This window comes from Alcaligenes sp. Marseille-Q7550, assembly GCF_965112015.1.
Window position 1 is genome coordinate 1,818,776 of the sequence record NZ_CBCOPU010000001.1, and the last position, 16,200, is coordinate 1,834,975.

The following is a 16,200-nucleotide window of genomic DNA, read 5'->3' on the forward strand; positions in this document are numbered from 1 at the left end:
TGCGTACAGCGTTTTTCCGACGGATTCAGGATGGTTTACGGCGTCGTCCGGCGCTCGAGGTCACTTTGGCGTGTCTGGCCGTGCTGCTGCTGGCGCAGACGCTCATCGGGGCGCTCAGTCTTGCAGCGCTCAATCGCCTGAATCGCGACATGGTGGCCGACCGGGTCGAAGTCGAGGTCCGGCAGATGGCGGCCGATATCGAAGGCGGTTTGCGCATGGGCAAGCCTCTCGGGCAGTTTTTCGGGCTGGAGCTGCTGTTGGATGAGCGCCTCAAAGGGTTGCAAGACGCCGGGGGCGCGGCAGTATGGCTGTCAGACGGACAATTCGTTGCGGCGCGAGGGGAGGCGATGCCCGAATCGCCGGCGCTGCTGCGCGCGATCAGGGACCCGAAAGCTCCCCTGGCGGAAGGGGTCGTGCGTCGCGCCCACCAGGGGGCCGCCTATATGGCCAAGCATCGCATCACGGTGGCCGTGCCGCTGCGCGACGCGGCTTCCTCGGTGCAAGGGGTGGCCTTCCTGTCCGTAAAGCCGGAAACGGCGGCGAGCCAGCGGCTCATTCTGTGCAATCTGGGCATGTTGTGCGCGGTGACGCTGCTGGCGGGACTGGGTCTGGCGCTCGTGTACAAGTATCTGGTGCCGGCGCAGCGGCTTGCCTGCGCGGGCCGCATGCATTTTCTTCTGCCCCTGGCGGCCTTGATGCTGGCTCAAGGAATCTACGCCGGCGATACGATCATCACGTTCCGGACCGTGTCCCTGCAAGTGACGCGCGACAATGCGGGCGCCCTGGCCCAGGACTTGCGGCAGGACCTCGAGCGCGTGCTGGCGTATGGCATTCCCATCGACCGCCTGCGGGACGTGGAGGCTCCGCTTGCCCGGCTGGCGGGGACGTTTCCGATGATCCAGTCCATTGAGCTTCTGGATGATTCGGGCCGCGTCCTGGAGCGAGTGGGGGCGCAGGGGCCATTGCCGGTGCGGCCCGCTGGCGCCGGGCTGGAGGATGTGTCGCTTTCCCTGCCGCTCATGGCTGATGCCGGGCGGCGTCCGGCAGGCAGCCTGCGGCTGGTGCTGGATGATACGCTGGTCGCGGCCGGCGTGCGGGCGCGCATGATCGATGCGGCTACTGTCGTGGTGGTGGCCGTGATAGCGGCAATCGAGATGTTGCTGCTCCTGTCTTTTTTGCTGCAGCGTCCGAGAGAAAAGGAAAACGAAGGGAAGGATGTAGGGCAGATAGGGCGCCCGGTCATGTTCGGATTCTTGTTTTCCTGGGCGCTGCCTTTGGGGTTCCTGCCCATGTATGCCCGCAGCCTGCCGGCTGAGGGCCTGTCCCTGCCGACCAATCTGCTGATGGCATTGCCGATTTCCGTGGAGATGTGCGGCGGGCTGCTGACGGCCTTGCTGGCGGGCAGCCTGACGGACCGCAAGGGCTGGTCCTTTCCCGTCCTGGGGGGCTGGGCGTTTGCGGCCTGGGCTTTCTGGCCTGCGCGATGGCGCCGGACCTGTTGTGGTTCGCGGCCGCGCGCGGCCTGGTGGGCCTGGGGTACGGCCTGACCTGGATGGGGTTGCAGGGCTTTGTCATCATGCGCAGCCCCGCGCTCTACCGGGGGCGCAATATGAGCAATGTCGTGGCCGGGCTGTTCGCGGGACATCTGGCCGGCGCCGCCGTGGGGGCCATGTTGATGGAGCAGTTGGGATTCCGGGCCGTGTTTCTGGTCGGCGTGGCGTTCTTGCTGTTTCCGCTGCTGGGCGTGACGGTGCTCATGCGCTCATACAGGACTCATCCGGGACGCCAGGCCGCATCGGATTCAGGTCCTGCCACGGCGACGGCCGGGACGCACCGGCTGCGGCAGACGGTACGCCTGATATGCACGCCCGATTTCGGCTTGCTGTTGCTGGGCAGTGTGGTGCCTTTTTCCATTGCGCAAGTGGGGCTGTTGTCCTACGCCTTGCCCGTTTATCTGGAAGCCCAGGGAGCGGCGGCCTCCAGCGTGGGACGCATCCTGATGGTCTATGGCCTGTGCGTGATCTATCTGGGGCCCTGGATGGGAGCGCTGGCGGATCGCACCTCCGTCAAGAAACGCTGGATCGCGGCAGGCGGCCTGATCGGCAGCCTGGGCTTGCTGGGCCTGTATGAAGGAGATGGCCTGACGATGGCTGTCCTGGCCGTGTTTTCGCTGGCCGTGGCGGGCTGCCTGATCGGCGCGTCGCAATCCCCGTACATGCTGGCTTTGCCGGATGTCCAGCGCTACGGAGCGGCCGGGGCCACCAGTATTGTGAAAGCCGCTGACAAGCTGGGGCAGATGGCCGGGCCCTTGGTGGTGGCCAGCCTGTACGGGACGGTGGGCATGGGCGCCGGACTGGCCCTGACCGGGGCGATCTATCTGCTGGCGACCCTGCTGTTCATGATGTTTGCAGCTCGCGCACCAAAGCCGTGAACGGCACGCGCGCGGTCAGGGCGGTCAGCAGTTCCGCCGCAATCGTCGAGGCGTAACCGGCCACGGTCTCGACCGGCAGGCCGTGCCCCCAGAGGGTGACCGGGGATCCGGGCGGCGTGTTCTTCATGTCGCTCAGGTCTATGGCCAGCATGTTCATGCTGGGACGGCCCAGCAGGCGCGTGATCCGCCCGGCAACGGCGACCGGCGTGCCGGTTTGCGCATGGCGAGGGTAGCCGTCCGCATAGCCGCAGGTCACCAATCCGACCGTCATGGCATGCGGCGCGGTGAAGGCGCCGTTATAGCCCAGGCTGGCCCCGGCGGCCAGCGGCCGGACTTCGGCCAGCCGGGCCTGTACGGTCATGGCCGGACGCAGGCCCAGGTCGGGGCCGGTCAGGCCATGCAGCGGGCTGACACCGTACAAGGTGATGCCGGGCCGGACCCAGCTGGTCCTTGCGGCCTGCAAGGGATGCCGAAGCATGGCGGCCGAATTGGCGCAGGAGACGGGCCCGTCCAGGCCGGCGATGGCGCGGCGAAAGCAGGTGTCGGCCTCCTGTGTGCCGTCCGTGTTCTCGGCGCCTGCGTAGTGGTTCAGATGGCCTATGCCCAGAATGTGCTTGCGGGTCCACAGGAGCAGGGCGCGCGCATAGGCCTGACGGTACTGGGCGTCGTCGAATCCGCCCATGCGTGTATCGCCCGCGTAACGCAACCAGACGGCGGGCGGTTCGGCGGGGCGTACGTGCGACAGCCAGTCCAGTTGGTCGACCTGGCTGATGATCAGGTGCAGTTGCGGCATATCGAGCGCTTCGACTTCCGGGCGGCTCAGCAGGCCGGCATGGACCAGGATGGGGCTTTCCCAGCCGAGAAGACGGACCTGGCGAGCCTCGGACAGCGTCTCCACGCTGATGCCGTCGGCCTGACGCAGGCCGGTCATGGCATGCGCCAGCCCGTGGCCGTACGCGTCGGCTTTCGCGGTCGCCCAGATGCGGGCGGGACTGGGTCCCAGGCGTTCGCGCATTTGCGTCAGATTATGCGCAATGGCGGCAGGATCGACATAGGCGCGAATGCGGTCGGAATCCTGGAGCAGACAATGTGATGGCATGCGTTCAGGCTATGAGGGTGGAATCCAAGGACTCTGTACCCAAACGGCCCGACAGGTTCCATCAGGGCAGTGGCATGACCATGGTCAGGCAGTTCCACTCGCCCTGACGCTGATAGCGGAGATCTTCAAGATAGTGGCGCATCAGGCGCAGGCCGTGTCCCCCAGGAATGGCGTCATCCAGGGTTGCGGCCAGAGGCGGAGAGGTTTCGGCCGTGGGGTCATAGGGACGGCCATTGTCGCGCAACTCCAGCACGATGTTCCGGCCATGTGCGCGGCAGGCCAGCGTGATGGCCGGTTCAATGACGGCGGGGGCGGGCTGGAATGCATACGACACGACATTGGTCAGGGCCTCGTCCAGGCACAGGGTCAGACCGAAAGTCGCGCGGGCAGGCCACTCCTGTCGCTCGGCGATGGATTCCAGCCATTCCAGGGCCTGAGCCACGGCCTGGGAATGAACAGGCAACTCGAGAGTGTCGTTGTGGTCTGGCATGCAAGCTCCTGGGCTGGCGCCTCTCAGCGGGCCGCGTCTCCCCGGATGCGGGCGGCCAGGCCGGCGGCCGCTTGGGCGGACGGGACTTCGAAGGCCAGAATGCCGTCTTCCAGCGGGGCGACGATGCGGGGCGCCGCCACCAGTGCGCGGCCAATGACCACGGCCAGCATGGCGCCGGCATGCTCATGGCTGGCGTTGCGCAGGCGTTCGGCGCCTTGAGAGGTGAAACGCAGGCCGACGAAATTCGCCCCTTTCCGATCCGCCAGGGCGGCGGCATCGGTCAGGTCCTTGCGGGTCAGGATCGGGCGTGGCTGCAGATAGATCATGCCTTCGGGCACCTGGACGGCGGCCAGGGCGGGGTCAGGCTGCAACTGGGCCAGATAGATGGCCACCGGCTGTACGGTACGGGCGTCGTCCGCCGTGGGCGCGGTGCGGTCCGCAGAAGCCTGCGGCGAGGCCGACGGCAGATTCTGGCATCCTGCCAAGGTCAGCGCGGCGGTCAGAAGAGCGGGGAATAAAACTTGGGTAGACAGGGGCATGATGAAAGCCTGCATGAAATCCAGGGTCAGAGGCGCGATGTACGCCTGCATGAAGTCAAGGAATTGTAGTGGGAAAAACGCCCGCTGCAAGCCATGGTCGTCACTGATGGCCGATTGTGGCAAAAAAGAGGAAAAACAAGGAACTGCGGCTGCAAAGATGTTACTGAAACAGGACCGACAAGCATTTATGGATGAACATGGGTATGGATATCGGGCTCAATAATTCCAGACAGAAAGGCGACGGTTTTCTGCAGCGGGAACTCAAGCCGGGTCATGATGATGCGGCTGTGAGTCCTGTGCGGGCTGGACAGATTCACCGAGGCCTGACGCCGAAACCCAAGCAAAGCCGCTAGGATTGCAATATGGCGATTTTTCCTTTTAAGGGCCTGGTTGCCGAACTGGGCCAATTGTTGAATATGACCGACAGGTCGGCCAACGAAGACGATTACGTCGGGCTGCTGATCGATGGCCACGAACTACACATTCAGTACGAGGCGGGCGAGGATGCCGTCATGCTGTTCACCCGGCTGCAGGAAGCCGAACCTGAATGCAGGGCCGCCGTCCATTCGCTGCTGTTGGGCGCCAATCTGTTCTGGTTGGGGACCGGGGGAGCGACGTTCAGCATCGACTTCAACACGGGATGGATTTTCCTGATGGACCGGCGCGCCTTGGGCGATCTGGAACCCGGCGAGGCAGCCGGATGGATCGAGCGATTTGTCAGCACGGCGGCGTATTGGCGTGCGCGTATCGAGGCGGTCAATGACGGCGGCCCGTTGGGTACTCCCGATGTCCTGGCTGAAGCGGCTCCGATTGGCGGGTTGAGCAGTCCGCCGCCTGGCGGTACGCTAGCTTGAATGTTCCGACTTTTTGGTATTTCTATCCTATGTCCGACACCTCTATGTTCGCTAAGCTGATGGCCGATTTCGGTCGTGCTCTGGGCATTGCCCATCTGGCTCCTTCCGCTGAAGGGGTCTGTCAGTTCTGGGTCGATGGCCGGCACCTGGTTCAGGTCGTGGATGCAAGCGACCATGACCTGGTTTTTCTATCATGCCGTCTTGCCGATCATGTCATCGATGACGCTCAGGCCGCCCGCATGGCGCGGGCCAATTTCATGCAGGCCGGGCGTGGGGTGGTGCTGTGCGTGGCCCCTGATGGGCGGCCTCATATGCAGCTTGCGCTGGGACGCGCGGATTGCCAGGCCGAAGCCTTGATCGAAGCGCTGGAGGCCTTGCTCGAGCAGGCGGAGAACTGGGTGCAGGGAAAGGATACACAGCAAGCCGGGCCCAGGCGCGATCCCGGCGGTTCAAATCCGGCCGTGCTGTTGCAGTCTGTCTGATTCAAGCCCGGCCGCCATGGCGGCCGGCGCGCATCAGGACGATTTCTGGATGACGCCTTTTATGGAGTCGGAAATCTGCTTGGCCATCGTGCTCTGCAGATCGATCATGATCGTCCACTTATTGATTTCCTGCTGCAGCTTGAGCATGTCGGTTTGCGAGATATCGCCGTCCCCCTTGGCGCTGACGCCGGAGATCTGACTGCTCAGCCTGCTTTCCTGGCTGAGGATGCTGTTGTAGATCGTGTTGTTGAGCGTATTGAAACTCACTCCGTTGGTCATGATGGGCTCCTAAGTGGGTGAGAGGGGAAAGAGCGGAGATGCCGGAGGGGCTTCCGGCGACGCCTCGTTGGCGGGCCAGTTCTGCAGGATTTCACAGGCGGCGGCGGCGGCGTCGACCGCCGACTGCCACTGGCTGAATGCGTCGCGGGGCAGACCGGCCTCCATGCGGGCGCGCCAGGACTGTTCCAGGCGCCTGGCGTGTTCGAGCAATGTATCTTTCAGGATTGCGCCGCCTGGGTCGGCCAGCCGGGTTTCCAGTTCGGTCACATTTGACGTCATGTTCCTTATCCATTCAGCGCAGCACGATGGCGGGACGCGGACCTTCGAAGATCAACTGGCGCTCGTCGATCTTTGTCAGGCGGTAGTGTTGATGAGTACCACCGACCAGCAGTTTGGTTCCATTGTCCAGTACAAGAAAAGGCGTTTCTCCGCTGACCACGCTGCGTATCTTGAAGGGCACCGCATCCGCGTAGGGTTTGTCGGATTGTGCCAGGGCGGCGACGTCAAAACGTGACTGGTTGAAGCGATCCAGGACGATTTGGGCCGTGCCCATCTGGGCGGCGTCCAGCATGTCCGTGCTGACTTGCAATTGATGCCGCTGCCAGACCAGCGCCACGGCGCCCAGCCCGGCTGCCGCCAGCTCGCGGCTGAGCTCTTGCGCAACCTCCGTCGCCAGCAGGATGCCATTGCCCATGATCGTCATTCCGGGCAGTTCCGACCGGACAGCCTCCAAGGCCATGGAGCGGGCCTCGGGGTCGCTGGCTATGCCCGCCACGCTCAGGCGGCCGTCGCCTTCGTAGCGGGATTCGTATTTGACTCCGAAGCCCTTCAGGACCTGGTCTGCCGTGCTCAGCGCCTCGGCTTCGCTGCTCACCCGCATGGCCGGCATGGGCCCGATCTGAACCAGCGCGGAGGCCAGTCGGTTGCGCTCATCCTCGTTGCGTACCCAGCCTGAAACCAGCACCGCTCCCTCGGGCGTGATCGCCACATGCAGGCGGGATGTCAGGCCCAGCTGTTCGATCATAGCCGTGATCTTGCCGATGGACTGCTCGATCGCCAGGCGAGGGTCGGGCTTGGGAGGAGAGGCGGGCGTGTTGAGCGGCATCAGTCCGGCCATCAGCACCGCGGTGGCGACGGCCACGACCAGGACAATCAGGCCGGCCCTGGCGCCCTTGGACCGATGCCGAGGCTGGGCTTGTGCCGGGGCAGGGGACGGGTCGGCCTGTGCTGTCATGGCCGGAGCATCGCTGTCCGGATGGAAGGAGACCTCGACCGGGTCAGGCGCGGCGGGCGGATCATCAGGAGGCGCCGGCTCCGGTTCGCCGGACTCTTCAGGGACTGGAAGGGGCGCCGACGGCCAGGGATCAGACGGATGCGCGACCGTGACCCAGATCGATCCCAAGGACAATGGCTGGTTGTAGGGAATGGCCGGATCGTTGGCCAGGGCCGGACCCTGCGGATCCTGACTCAAGCCCCAGCCGGCCGGGCCAAGCTTCAGCCTGACCGCCTGTTCGGGAAGGCCGGGTTCCGCCAGGACGATGTCGCAATCAGGGTGAGCGCCGATGAGCGCATCGTGTCGGGCCGGACAGCGGGCGTCCTGATGCATCCCCGAGAGGATGCGCAGCTCCAGGAGCTGGCCTGTTGCGGGATCTTCGGCAACGGGATCGGCGCCAGCGGGGGGATGGTCGGTTGGCTGCGTCATAGTTCTACCCGGGCCAGCGGCTGCACATTGATTTCAGGCGTGAGCTCCTGGTAGGACAGGACAGGCAGTTCATAAAGATCCTGTTCTATCATCTTGCGCAGATACCGGCGTATGTCCATGGATGTCAGCAAAACCGGCTTGCGGGTGTTGCTGGAGATTTCGCCGACGGTGGTCTTGATGTTTTCCACCAGCTTTTTGGTGGTGCCTGGATCCAGCGCCAGGTAGCTGCCGGCCGAGGTCTGCCGGATGGCCTCTCTGACGGCTTCCTCCACGCTGGGGGCCAGCAGATAGGCGGGCAGGATGTTCTGTCCGCTGGAATACTTGTAGCTGATGTGCCGTTTCAGGAATATGCGCACATATTCAGTCAGCAGAACCGTGTCCTTCTCTTTCTGGCCCCACTCGATCAGGGCCTCGAGCACGGCGCGCAGGTTGCGCACCGAGATGTCTTCCGAGACGAGCCGCTGCATGATCTCGGCGATCTTTTGCACCGGCATGATGCGCAGGACTTCCTTGACCAGGTCCGGAAAGCGCTCTTCCATGGCGGTCAGCAGGAAGCGGGTTTCCTGGATCCCTATGAAATCCGATGAATACTTCCTCAGGACAAAGGCCAGATGCCAGGCAAGGATCTGATGCGCATCCAGGCAGGGAACGCCGGCGGAAGCCAGTACGGCGGCCTGGTCGGCGCCGACCCACAAGGTCGGCAGGCCCGGCAGGAACTGCTTGTCCGTGGTGTAGGGTATCTGCAGCGCCTGCAGGTTCTGCTCCGAGTCCCGCACCAGCAGATGGTCAGGCAGCAACTGGCCCTGAGACACGGGAACCTCGGCCAGCAGGATGAGATAGCTGTTCTCGGAAAGCGCTTCATTGAAGCGCAGCTGAATGCCGGGGAAGGGCACGCCCAGGTCGAAGTACAGGGCGCGGCGGATCTTGATGAGCTCGTCGTTCAGTTCCTCGGCCTTGAAGTGCTGCTGCAGCCCGGCGGCGACATCGATCATCAGCGGCAGCGTGGGCGCGAACTCCGCGCCGCCCTCGGAACTCGGTCGCGGGGCGGGCTGGCCGTCGGCCGCTAGCGCGGGAATCTCCGTGATCTCGCCCGTTTTTTCGTCGACGACCTTGCGCGTGCCGCGCAGCAGGACAAAGCCGACGATCCCCACGACGGCGGCCAGGGACAGAAAGGTCAGTGTGGGCATGCCGGGGATCAGGCCCATGCCCAGCGCCACGGCGGCGGCGATCAGCAGGGCGCGCGGTTGCGCCAGCACCTGCGCGCCGATGTCCTTGCCCACGTTGGAGGGGCCGCCTTCGCCTGTCTGCACCCGGGTCACGATGATGCCGGCGCAGATGGCGATGAACAAGGCCGGGATCTGGGCGATCAGGCCGTCGCCGATCGTCAGGATGGAGTAGATCTGCACGGCTTCGCCGGCGCTCACCCCGCGCTGCAGCGTGCCGATCAGGATGCCGCCCAGCAGGTTCACCGCGACGATGATCAGGCCTGCGATGGCGTCGCCTTTGACGAATTTCATGGCGCCGTCCATGGCGCCGTAAAGCTGGCTTTCCTTTTCGACCAGCGTGCGGCGTTTGCGGGCGTCGTCCATGTCTATGGTGCCGGCCCGCAGGTCGGCGTCGATGGACATCTGCTTGCCCGGCATGGCGTCCAGCGAAAAGCGGGCGGCCACTTCGGCCACCCGTTCGGCGCCTTTGGTGATCACCACGAACTGCACGATGGTCAGGATCAGGAAGACGACCAGGCCGACGATCAGGTTGCCGCCCACCACGAAGTTGCCGAAGGTTTCGATGATGTGGCCGGCATCGCCCTGCAGCAGGATGAGCCGCGTCGTGGCGATCGAGATCCCCAGGCGGAACAGGGTGGTGACCAGCAGCACCGATGGAAAGGAGGAGAAGGCCAATGGCGAGGGCAGGTACATGGCGACCATCAGCAAGATGGCCGACAGCGTCATATTGGTGCCGATCAGCACGTCGACCAGCGCCGTGGGCAAGGGCAGGATCATCATGAAGATGATCGAGACGATCAGTACCGCCAGGACGACGTCATTGCGGCTGGTGAGCAGGCTGACGACGCGATTGAGAGTATGTTGCATGGTCGGACCTAGATCGAAGGGGAGTCGGGCGCGTCCTGGCCATTGGCGCGCAGATTGATGTAGGCCTGCATGGCGGCTTTGGCTTCGGCGATACGATCCAGGGCGACCAGCGTCTGGGCGCGCACCAGATGAAAGGCAACGCCCGTCTCTCCCTGCAGGGCGGCCTGGTTCAGGGTGTCCAGCGCGGCACTCGGCTTGCCGCAGCGCAGTTGCGCCCAGGCCAAGGCGGTGCGCCGGCGCGCGTCAGCCAGCTCCAGGGTTTCAAGAGCCTCCAGCAGGGCCGCCGCCTTTTCGGGGCGGTCGTTTTCCAGGTACACGTAAGCAAGCAGATCCAGCAGCATGCCGCCGTTTTCTCCCAATTTTCCCTTGGAAGGCAGGGGGGGCGCGTCGGGACTCGAAAAGGTCATGAAGAAGCGTTCATCCCTGATACAGAGCACTGCGGTACATGGCCAGCAGCTCCCGCAAGCCGGCTTCGTTTTTCAGCACCCGGATGGCCCGGTTCAGGATGCGGCGGGCATCGCCGTCCTGCTCGGCCTGTTCGGCCAGTTCGGTCAGGTCTTTCAGGACATTCTGCAGGGCGGATTGGAATCGCGACGGCGTGAGCAGTTCGCGGTTGCCGATCACAGGGCGCAAGGCTTCTTCCAGCACGTGGCCGATATTGGGCTTTTCCAGCAGTTGCGTGAGCTGTGTGCGGACGGGATCGTTGGACGGCGTCAGATTGCGCCGGTCTGGCAGGCCCTGTGTTTCGGGTTCGTTCCGCCGCAGATGGAGGATATTCTCGATCCCGTGATCGAAGCTCAGGTGCCGGTCGACGTTCAGGTTGGCCATCAGGGGGGCTCCTTTCAGGATTCGTTGTGCAGTGCGTCCAGCCAGTGCGACAGATGATGCAGCGCCGCAAGCAGCCGCCGTTCGGTGAACTCCGATTCGCGCATGCAAACCAGCGCCAATAGATAGGGGGTGCCGTCATAGTCGCGCAGCGCCGCCTGTATCGGCCAGTCTTCGAGATGGGTGTGATGGGCGCGCTTGCAGGCTTTCAGCAGCCAGGCTCCCGCCTCATAGCGGATCGGCGAAGCGATGTAGACCAGGATGTTCGGGCCGGCATGCTCCAGTCCCAGCAAGCGTCCTTGACCCGTGCGGAAGACGACCTGCCCGCGGCTGTCGAAAGAGAGGTCGGCAATGCCGGCGGTCTCGCCGAACTGCCGCAAGGTGTTATCAGTGTCCGTCATGGCAGGTCTTCCTCGTCGATAGCGATATCCAATGCGTCCTGGACGGCGTCCAGGGTCGCCTGCCGGGCGTCGTTATCCAGGAAAACCTGGATGGGAAGCTCGCGCAGCAGGAATTTGACGCCGCTCAGAAAGCTCACGCACCCTTCGGGCGACGAGATGCCGTGCTGTTGCGTCAGGCTGCTCATGCGGGACTGGTCCAGCCACTTCTCGCCGGTCAGATGGACCAGGTCGCGCATCAGGCGTTCGCTGTCCGGCGCCCCCAGTTCTTTGGCCTGCAGGCTGCTGGACAGATCCGTGCAGCCCTCGAGCACGGTGGCGGCAACCTGCAGATGGTACAGATCGGTGGTCAACGCCTGCAATCGGTTGGGCAAGGTGGACGGCCGGGTGGACGACAGGTCCTGGCCCAGGGCCGCGATCAGCTGCTGCAGGCCGCGCGCCACGTCTTTGCCGCCGAAGCGTTCCAGGGCAAGGCCCAGGGTCTTGCTCAAGGAGTTTTCGCCCAGGACGATGTCGCGGTAGGTGTTCTGGAAGGTCTGTACGCCCGCCGCGTCGGATGCAAAGGCCGAGGCGCTGCCCAGGGAATTGAGGCCGGCGCGGATCTGCGGGCCGCTGTCGATTTCCAGGTCGGACAGCGCATCGCGCAGGGACTCCAGCCGTTCGACGCTGGCGCCTTCCTGTTCGCCTTTGTGCAAGGCGTACTGCAGGGCCAGGTATTGCTGGGACACGTCTTCGAATGCCTGCGAGGCCTCACGGCGGGGGAGAGCGTGACCCGTCAGCAGTTTGGCGACCAGGACTTCGAGCTTGGCTTGCGTGTCAGGGTCATGGCCCTGCTCCAGCATTTCGATGATCTCGGCCGGCTGCATCAGTACCATGGTGCGGCTGGGCTTGATCCTGCGCTCGCTGTGGTGCTTGGTTTCAGTCACCTCTTCCATGTACAGGCCGATTTCCTCGGCAGAGTCTTCGAGGGAGACTGTCCCGTCCTTGAGCACGACGGTGTGCTCGCCCATCAGGACGCCTGTCTGGGTCTGTGACTGTTCGGCATCGAAGTCCGCCGGCTGTTCCGATGAAGGAAGGCCGGAGGCGATGCCGCCGGTATCTATGCGGTTCATGAAAAAGGATTCCTCAGGATGCTGTCCGGCAGTAGTAACTTCCGAGGAAAAATAGTTCCCTGTTCCTGTGGGGGAGGGAGGACATTTCTGCCCGGTCCTGCCGTTTGTCACTTGTTACAAGGCAGCGTCAAATGTGTGTAAGAGACAGGTCACCTATTCAGCAAGGCGCGCGGCTAGGTCTTGGCTGCGCATGGTACCCAGACTCAGACATAGGATGATTCATCATGACTGTAACAAGCAATTTCAATCCCGGCATTCAGGCGACTGCGTCTTATTTTTCTGCGGAAATGAGTATTGAAACCGCGCTCCTGGTAGTGCAGAGCAAGCGGGTCGAATTGACGGACCAGCAGCTGAGAACGGAGATCGAGGGGATGCAGAAACGCAACGAGAAGATAGCCGTATATAACGAGGTATTGAATAAGTTGAACGTTTTCCAGGGGGCCATCAAAGGTACGAACTCGGACGCCAAAATCCCGAACTGGAACGGCGAACAGGCCAGGCGGTACGAGATACCCTTGAACGATGCGATTAAAGCAGCGGGTCTCGAGAATGAGCTTTCCTTTAAGGGGACCGGGGAGCGGACGCCGGTGTCAGGGGAAACGGCGGACGGTGACAATGGCATCAAAGTGGCGGGGATTAGCGTCGACAAAAATACAAACAAAGGACAAATAGACGCAGCCATCGCCAAGATTAAAAGCTTGATCGATGCCGCCGGCAACCAGCAACAGATGGACATGCTCCGTGTGCAAAACATGAATGGCAAGAGGAACGAGGCCTTCGACCTTATGTCCAATTTCATTAAGACAGTGAGAGACTCGAAGCAGGGCATGATTAATAAAATGTAACTAAGGCCTTGAACCATGAACAAAACCCCCGAAGAAATCATGCGTGAAGCCGACGCCTTGATCGAGCAGGTGCAGCGCAACCTGGCGGCGACGGCCGACATCTATCGCGATCACGGCCTGGATCCCGACAAGCTCCCCGCCGAGATGAACGAGAAGATTCAGGCCGAGGCCCAGGAGCTGCTTCGCAAGGACCTGGAAGATGCCGAGCGTGAAGTTGCCGAAGAAATGTCCCGGCGCAGTTTCGCAGCAGCCGGCCCTCGTAGCGGCGCCCGGCGCAAGCTGCGCAATATGATCTGAACCCCCTCTGCACAGGAGTCGCCATGAGTGACCATACCAACCCCGGGCTTACCCAACAGGATGCGGACGAATTGGCCGCCACCATCCTCGAGCTCTGGTCCTCGGGCGGCTCGCTGGCCCGGATCAAGGGGATCACCGCCGAAGAATGCGAAGCCATGTATGCCTACGGCCATTCCCTGTATGCCCAGAGGAAATACAACGACGCTTTCAAGATCTTTGCGCTGCTGGTGACCTATGACCACATGAACTCGCGCTACCAATTCGCGTTGGCCTCGGCCATGCAGATGACCGGACGCTACGAGGAAGCCTTGCAGCAGTACCTTGTCGTGACCGTCATGCGTCTGGATGATCCTGTGCCCGTGTTTCACAGTGCGGAATGCCTGCTGGCTCTGGGGCGTCCGGAAGAGGCTCGCGAGTCGCTGGAATTGATGATGGCCGACTTGTGCACGCCGGGCCGGCACGATGCCATCAAGGCTCGCGCCGAAGCGCTGCTCGGCGCTATTGAACCCAAGACGAAATAAAAGCCGTCATGGCATGGAACGATTTCGTCGCGGCGTGCCACTCAAGGATGACTCGATCCCTTCATATGGGAAACCGGCACATTTAGACGAGAACACTGGAGCCCATAATGCCCATCTCATCACTGCAAACCAATTCGCCCCCGGCTGCATTCCTTCGGAAATGAATCCCGAGTCTCTGGCCCCGACGACGCAAAAAAGGGTGAAAACGGCGGGAATCACGTTGGAATCCACATCCAAGCCTGCGGGTTTGGAAATTAATGGCGCTCCTTCGGGACATCGCAAGGCGCTGCTGACTACGATGCTGCCTGTGCCCAGCGAGAAGGCGGCCGTTGGCGATCTGCTGGATAAACTGAACACAGTCGTTGTTTTGCTTGACATCCTTGCGGTGATGACCGTGCTTCAGCAGTGCTCCCAGCAGATGCGCAATCAGGCGCGGGAAATCCGCAATGCGGAAATGCAGAGTCAGATAACCAGTCTGCTCAATGCAGCCGACGAAATTTGCCATGCCGCGAACCTGCGTTTGGCTGCGGGGATTCTATCGGCAACCGGCCAAATCGCAGGCGGTCTAATTTCCATTAACCTGGCAGTCGGCGGCGGTGCGTTAAGCATGATGGGTATAGCCCGGGGCGACGCGGGCGCAGGATTGAAAGCGTTTGGCGATTCGGTCAGTGGCACCGCTCAGGGGGCCAACACGGCTATGACCGGTCTTGGGCAGATCGGCTCATCTATTTCTGAGCGCGTGGCGGCCAGCAGTGACGCGAAAAAGCCAGGCTTGAGGCTGACGCCCGGGTTCATGAGCAAGCCGCGCAGCAGGCAGGCGAAATCATGCAGCAGATGTTGGAAATCATCCGCGAAGTTCGTGAAAAGATCGCCGCCATAGAGCAGACTAAAACCGAAACCAATCGTGCCATCGCCGGCCGCGTTTGATCGACTCTCCAGGGGAGGTTTTCATGACTACGATTTCTTCATTGGGTGCTGGATATAATCCGGCCCCGGCTGGACAGGATCAAGAGCCCGAGGCCGGCGCTGTTTCGGGCAAACCTTCTCTTGCCGACCTGGGCCTTGAGAAGCTTCACGCCGACCTCGCCAGGTATGCGCCGCAAGCCGCCAGCCAGGGGCAGGGCGAGGTTGCGCAGGTAGGGACGCTTGGTCCGCCAGTCCTCGAGCCTTCCAGCCGGGTCTTCAATGTGAGTGAGATGGTCGATTTTCTGCGCAACCTGCAAAGCAAGATCGGCGATCTCTTGATGAAGACTGCCCAGGCCGGTGTGGAGTCGGCCAGAATCAAATTGAAAGCAAGGTCCGAGGAGCAACAGAAACTGATCCAGGATTGGAACAAGAAATCACAAGCCGCCGCCAAGAAGGGCAAGATTGCCAAGATCTTCGGTTGGGTGGGCAAGGCCGCCGCTTTCTTGGGGGCCGCGGCAGGGCTCCTTATCGCCGGCGTGGCCACGGCATTGAGCGGCGGTGCTGCGCTGCCACTGCTGGCTGTTGCCGCCGTCGGAGCCGCCAGCGCGACGCTCTCGCTGGTCAGCGCGATTTCAGTAGAGTGCGGCGGGCCTGAAATCAGCTTTAGCAATCTGTTCAAGAATACCGTGGGCCGGTTTTTGACAGATGTGTGCGGTGTGGATTCCAAGCTGGCCGACAAAATCAGCAAGGTCGCCGCGGGGGGCGTGGCGCTCACCAGCCCCATCATGTTGCTGCTCGAGCCGTCGCTGTTGGGCGACCTGGCCGAGGGATTCGCCGGATTGGTCGGGGTGAATGACCAGGCGGCAGCCTATATCGGCATGGCCTTCGCCATTGTGGGGGCGCTGGCCGTCGGGGTCGCCATGATCGCCATGACGGCGGGGACTTCCATGCTTGCCAGCGGCGCTCAGGTTGCCGGCAGTGTCTTGAATTCCGTGTTGAAAATCGTCAACACGGCGATTAGCACTACGGCCACCGTTGTGTCGGGAGGCGCCCAGGTCATCGGCGGCGCGATCAGCATCGACAGGGCCAAGACGGTACAGGAATCCGAGCACATCCAGGCGCAGAAAAAAGAATTGCAGGCGTTGATGATGAAGCTGCAAAGAATGATGGAGGACGGCATGGAAGACATGAAGAAAATCGTCCAGGATATGGATGAGAGCGTTCGCGCGGTCAGCAAGATGCTGGCGGGCGCGTCAGACAGCATGGGACAGGTCATACAGAACATGAACAGCAGAGCGGCGGTTTGATCCCGACTGAAAGGAGAATC

At 62.6% G+C, this 16,200-nt stretch carries 20 protein-coding genes; 9 read left to right on the forward strand and 11 right to left on the reverse strand.

Annotation, left to right across the window (positions count from 1 at the left end; genetic code table 11):
* The first annotated feature begins 65 nt into the window (after nt 1-65).
* Both ACWPWO_RS08720 and ACWPWO_RS08725 read left to right on the forward strand, forming a co-directional pair.
* Entirely contained in the window at nt 66-1,547 is a 1,482-nt protein-coding gene (locus ACWPWO_RS08720; protein WP_454006004.1) for a PDC sensor domain-containing protein, read from the forward strand.
* Nucleotides 1,484-2,431 carry an MFS transporter gene (locus ACWPWO_RS08725; RefSeq protein ID WP_454006006.1) on the forward strand — a complete coding sequence of 316 codons (948 nt, stop codon included), beginning with the start codon at nt 1,484-1,486 and terminating at the stop codon, nt 2,429-2,431. Before ACWPWO_RS08720 ends, ACWPWO_RS08725 begins: the two co-directional genes overlap by 64 nt.
* On the opposite strand, the gene alr is transcribed toward ACWPWO_RS08725, so the two are convergent.
* The 3 genes from alr to ACWPWO_RS08740 all read right to left on the reverse strand — a co-directional run bounded on the left by alr (nt 2,397) and on the right by ACWPWO_RS08740 (nt 4,610).
* Complete coding sequence (gene alr, locus ACWPWO_RS08730) at nt 2,397-3,530, reverse strand: alanine racemase (RefSeq protein WP_454006008.1); 1,134 nt, start codon at nt 3,528-3,530, stop codon at nt 2,397-2,399. The genes ACWPWO_RS08725 and alr overlap by 35 nt on opposite strands.
* A 61-nt stretch (nt 3,531-3,591) precedes the next feature.
* A complete protein-coding gene (locus ACWPWO_RS08735; protein WP_454006010.1) occupies nt 3,592-4,020 on the reverse strand; it encodes an ATP-binding protein in 429 nt (142 codons plus the stop codon).
* A gap of 23 nt (nt 4,021-4,043) precedes the next feature.
* Nucleotides 4,044-4,610, reverse strand: coding sequence for a SecDF P1 head subdomain-containing protein (locus ACWPWO_RS08740; protein WP_454006012.1), 567 nt, complete (start codon nt 4,608-4,610; stop codon nt 4,044-4,046).
* 311 nt (nt 4,611-4,921) lie between these two features.
* On the opposite strand from ACWPWO_RS08740, the gene ACWPWO_RS08745 reads away from it, so the two are divergent.
* Both ACWPWO_RS08745 and ACWPWO_RS08750 read left to right on the forward strand, forming a co-directional pair.
* Nucleotides 4,922-5,413 carry a type III secretion system chaperone gene (locus tag ACWPWO_RS08745; RefSeq protein WP_454006014.1) on the forward strand — a complete coding sequence of 164 codons (492 nt, stop codon included), beginning with the start codon at nt 4,922-4,924 and terminating at the stop codon, nt 5,411-5,413.
* Nucleotides 5,414-5,442: 29 nt separating this feature from the next.
* Nucleotides 5,443-5,895 carry a CesT family type III secretion system chaperone gene (locus ACWPWO_RS08750; RefSeq protein ID WP_454006016.1) on the forward strand — a complete coding sequence of 151 codons (453 nt, stop codon included), beginning with the start codon at nt 5,443-5,445 and terminating at the stop codon, nt 5,893-5,895.
* Between the two features lie 33 nt (nt 5,896-5,928).
* Here the strand turns inward: ACWPWO_RS08750 and ACWPWO_RS08755 are convergent, their stop codons facing one another.
* The 8 genes from ACWPWO_RS08755 to sctW are packed head-to-tail and all read right to left on the reverse strand — an operon-like array spanning nt 5,929 to nt 12,304.
* Complete coding sequence (locus ACWPWO_RS08755) at nt 5,929-6,174, reverse strand: EscF/YscF/HrpA family type III secretion system needle major subunit (protein ID WP_454006018.1); 246 nt, start codon at nt 6,172-6,174, stop codon at nt 5,929-5,931.
* 9 nt (nt 6,175-6,183) lie between these two features.
* Nucleotides 6,184-6,453, reverse strand: coding sequence for a type III secretion system protein BscE (locus ACWPWO_RS08760; protein WP_454006020.1), 270 nt, complete (start codon nt 6,451-6,453; stop codon nt 6,184-6,186).
* A 13-nt stretch (nt 6,454-6,466) separates the two neighbouring features.
* Entirely contained in the window at nt 6,467-7,876 is a 1,410-nt protein-coding gene (gene sctD / locus ACWPWO_RS08765; protein ID WP_454006021.1) for a type III secretion system inner membrane ring subunit SctD, read from the reverse strand.
* Nucleotides 7,873-9,969, reverse strand: a complete 2,097-nt coding sequence (sctV, locus tag ACWPWO_RS08770) for a type III secretion system export apparatus subunit SctV (protein ID WP_454006023.1) — start codon at nt 9,967-9,969, stop codon at nt 7,873-7,875. Before sctV ends, sctD begins: the two co-directional genes overlap by 4 nt.
* Before the next feature lie 8 nt (nt 9,970-9,977).
* The gene (gene sctY, locus ACWPWO_RS08775; protein ID WP_454006024.1) at nt 9,978-10,376 is read right to left on the reverse strand and encodes a type III secretion apparatus assembly chaperone SctY; all 399 of its coding nucleotides are present in this window, start codon (nt 10,374-10,376) and stop codon (nt 9,978-9,980) included.
* 10 nt (nt 10,377-10,386) lie between these two features.
* Entirely contained in the window at nt 10,387-10,797 is a 411-nt protein-coding gene (gene sctX / locus ACWPWO_RS08780; protein ID WP_454006026.1) for a type III secretion apparatus assembly protein SctX, read from the reverse strand.
* A gap of 14 nt (nt 10,798-10,811) precedes the next feature.
* A complete protein-coding gene (locus ACWPWO_RS08785; RefSeq protein ID WP_454006028.1) occupies nt 10,812-11,195 on the reverse strand; it encodes a hypothetical protein in 384 nt (127 codons plus the stop codon).
* On the reverse strand, nt 11,192-12,304 hold the full coding sequence (gene sctW, locus ACWPWO_RS08790) for a type III secretion system gatekeeper subunit SctW (RefSeq protein ID WP_454006030.1): 1,113 nt from the start codon (nt 12,302-12,304) through the stop codon (nt 11,192-11,194). Before sctW ends, ACWPWO_RS08785 begins: the two co-directional genes overlap by 4 nt.
* Before the next feature lie 224 nt (nt 12,305-12,528).
* On the opposite strand from sctW, the gene ACWPWO_RS08795 reads away from it, so the two are divergent.
* The 5 genes from ACWPWO_RS08795 (at nt 12,529) to sctE (ending at nt 16,180) form a co-directional block, all read left to right on the forward strand.
* Nucleotides 12,529-13,149 (forward strand): hypothetical protein, encoded by a 621-nt coding sequence (locus ACWPWO_RS08795; protein ID WP_454006032.1) that lies wholly within the window; start codon nt 12,529-12,531, stop codon nt 13,147-13,149.
* Nucleotides 13,150-13,164: 15 nt separating this feature from the next.
* Nucleotides 13,165-13,446, forward strand: a complete 282-nt coding sequence (gene btc22 / locus ACWPWO_RS08800) for a Btc22 family type III secretion system chaperone (protein ID WP_454006033.1) — start codon at nt 13,165-13,167, stop codon at nt 13,444-13,446.
* A 23-nt stretch (nt 13,447-13,469) separates the two neighbouring features.
* A complete protein-coding gene (locus ACWPWO_RS08805) occupies nt 13,470-13,967 on the forward strand; it encodes a SycD/LcrH family type III secretion system chaperone (RefSeq protein ID WP_454006035.1) in 498 nt (165 codons plus the stop codon).
* A gap of 13 nt (nt 13,968-13,980) precedes the next feature.
* Nucleotides 13,981-14,847 (forward strand): type III secretion system translocon subunit SctB, encoded by an 867-nt coding sequence (gene sctB / locus ACWPWO_RS08810; RefSeq protein WP_454006037.1) that lies wholly within the window; start codon nt 13,981-13,983, stop codon nt 14,845-14,847.
* Nucleotides 14,848-14,917: 70 nt separating this feature from the next.
* Nucleotides 14,918-16,180: a type III secretion system translocon subunit SctE gene (sctE, locus tag ACWPWO_RS08815; RefSeq protein WP_454006039.1), complete on the forward strand. Its 1,263-nt coding sequence runs from the start codon at nt 14,918-14,920 to the stop codon at nt 16,178-16,180.
* Nucleotides 16,181-16,200 lie beyond the last annotated feature (20 nt).

Coding starts and splice junctions, on each gene's coding strand:
- sctV (WP_454006023.1), bottom strand. CDS start 9,969: ATGCAACATACTCTCAATCGCGTCGTCAGCCTGCTCACCAGCCGCAAT.
- ACWPWO_RS08805 (WP_454006035.1), top strand. CDS start 13,470: ATGAGTGACCATACCAACCCCGGGCTTACCCAACAGGATGCGGACGAA.
- ACWPWO_RS08795 (WP_454006032.1), top strand. CDS start 12,529: ATGACTGTAACAAGCAATTTCAATCCCGGCATTCAGGCGACTGCGTCT.
- ACWPWO_RS08745 (WP_454006014.1), top strand. CDS start 4,922: ATGGCGATTTTTCCTTTTAAGGGCCTGGTTGCCGAACTGGGCCAATTG.
- sctE (WP_454006039.1), top strand. CDS start 14,918: ATGACTACGATTTCTTCATTGGGTGCTGGATATAATCCGGCCCCGGCT.
- ACWPWO_RS08735 (WP_454006010.1), bottom strand. CDS start 4,020: ATGCCAGACCACAACGACACTCTCGAGTTGCCTGTTCATTCCCAGGCC.
- sctY (WP_454006024.1), bottom strand. CDS start 10,376: ATGACCTTTTCGAGTCCCGACGCGCCCCCCCTGCCTTCCAAGGGAAAA.
- btc22 (WP_454006033.1), top strand. CDS start 13,165: ATGAACAAAACCCCCGAAGAAATCATGCGTGAAGCCGACGCCTTGATC.
- sctB (WP_454006037.1), top strand. CDS start 13,981: ATGGAACGATTTCGTCGCGGCGTGCCACTCAAGGATGACTCGATCCCT.
- alr (WP_454006008.1), bottom strand. CDS start 3,530: ATGCCATCACATTGTCTGCTCCAGGATTCCGACCGCATTCGCGCCTAT.
- ACWPWO_RS08785 (WP_454006028.1), bottom strand. CDS start 11,195: ATGACGGACACTGATAACACCTTGCGGCAGTTCGGCGAGACCGCCGGC.
- ACWPWO_RS08750 (WP_454006016.1), top strand. CDS start 5,443: ATGTCCGACACCTCTATGTTCGCTAAGCTGATGGCCGATTTCGGTCGT.
- ACWPWO_RS08760 (WP_454006020.1), bottom strand. CDS start 6,453: ATGACGTCAAATGTGACCGAACTGGAAACCCGGCTGGCCGACCCAGGC.
- ACWPWO_RS08740 (WP_454006012.1), bottom strand. CDS start 4,610: ATGCAGGCGTACATCGCGCCTCTGACCCTGGATTTCATGCAGGCTTTC.
- ACWPWO_RS08755 (WP_454006018.1), bottom strand. CDS start 6,174: ATGACCAACGGAGTGAGTTTCAATACGCTCAACAACACGATCTACAAC.
- sctD (WP_454006021.1), bottom strand. CDS start 7,876: ATGACGCAGCCAACCGACCATCCCCCCGCTGGCGCCGATCCCGTTGCC.
- sctW (WP_454006030.1), bottom strand. CDS start 12,304: ATGAACCGCATAGATACCGGCGGCATCGCCTCCGGCCTTCCTTCATCG.
- ACWPWO_RS08725 (WP_454006006.1), top strand. CDS start 1,484: ATGGCGCCGGACCTGTTGTGGTTCGCGGCCGCGCGCGGCCTGGTGGGC.
- sctX (WP_454006026.1), bottom strand. CDS start 10,797: ATGGCCAACCTGAACGTCGACCGGCACCTGAGCTTCGATCACGGGATC.